Origin of the sequence: Vibrio sp. Vb1026 (genome assembly GCF_033338745.1) — a bacterium.
Lineage (GTDB): Bacteria > Pseudomonadota > Gammaproteobacteria > Enterobacterales > Vibrionaceae > Vibrio > Vibrio alginolyticus.
Genome location: NZ_JAWOTH010000096.1, coordinates 1 through 1,346, shown reverse-complemented (window position 1 = coordinate 1,346; position 1,346 = coordinate 1). Strand labels below are relative to the sequence as shown.

Here is a 1,346-nt window from a genome sequence, read left to right as displayed (position 1 = left end):
GAACCATCGACGTCAGCATCGGTCATGATGATGATGTTGTGGTAACGCAGCTTGTCCGGGTTGTACTCGTCACGACCAATACCACAGCCAAGTGCTGTAATAAGCGTTGCAACTTCTTGCGAAGACAACATCTTGTCGAAACGTGCTTTTTCTACGTTCAGGATCTTACCTTTCAGCGGTAGGATTGCCTGATTCTTACGGTTACGACCCTGCTTAGCTGAACCACCCGCAGAGTCACCCTCCACAATGTATAGTTCAGAGAGTGCCGGATCTTTTTCCTGACAGTCTGCAAGTTTGCCTGGTAGGCCTGCTAGGTCTAGCGCGCCTTTACGACGAGTCATTTCACGCGCTTTACGTGCGGCTTCACGTGCACGTGCTGCATCGATGATTTTCGAACAAACCATCTTCGCTTCGCTTGGGTTTTCGACCAAGAACTCAGATAGCTTCTCACCCATCGCCGATTCAACCGCTGATTTCACTTCAGAAGAAACCAGTTTGTCTTTGGTTTGGCTCGAGAATTTTGGATCAGGCACTTTTACTGAAACAACGGCAGTCAAACCTTCACGCGCATCGTCGCCTGACGTTGCCGTTTTCGCTTTCTTCGAGAAGCCTTCTTTATCCATAAAGCTGTTTAGCGTACGTGTTAGTGCCGCACGGAAACCAGCAAGGTGAGTACCACCATCGCGCTGTGGAATGTTGTTGGTGAAACAGAAGATGTTCTCTTGGAAACCATCGTTCCACTGCATTGCCACTTCTACCGAAATGCCGTCTTCACGTTCTAAGTCGAAGTGGAAGATTTTCTCGATGATTGGTGTTTTGTTGGTGTTTAAGTGCTGAACGAACGCTTGAATACCACCTTCATACATGAAGTGATCTTGCTTGTCCGCTTCGCGCTCATCAATAAGCTTGATAGAAACGCCTGAGTTCAAGAACGATAGCTCACGCAGACGTTTTGCTAGGATGTCGTAATGGAATTCAGTGTTAGAGAAAGTTTCTGCACTTGGCCAGAAACGAATTTGTGTACCGGTTTTATCCGTATCACCCACAACCGCTAGAGGCGCTTCAGGCTCACCATGACGGTAAGTTTGCGTGTGGATATGACCGCCACGATGGATGGTTAGTACCACTTTTTCTGACAGTGCGTTTACTACCGAAACACCCACGCCGTGAAGACCGCCTGATACTTTGTACGAGTTATCATCGAACTTACCACCAGCGTGCAGTACAGTCATGATAACTTCTGCTGCTGATACTTTTTCTTCTGGGTGCATTTCTGTTGGAATGCCACGACCATCATCGCTAACGGAAACCGAGTTATCCTCATGAATTGTCACAACGATGTCTTT

Annotated in this window: 1 protein-coding gene; it reads right to left on the bottom strand. The window is 47.6% G+C overall.

The window, feature by feature from the left end; all coding sequences use genetic code 11:
* Window positions 1-1,346: DNA gyrase subunit B (locus tag R7E47_RS24430; RefSeq protein WP_318085280.1), on the bottom strand; the 1,346-nt coding region annotated here is incomplete at both ends.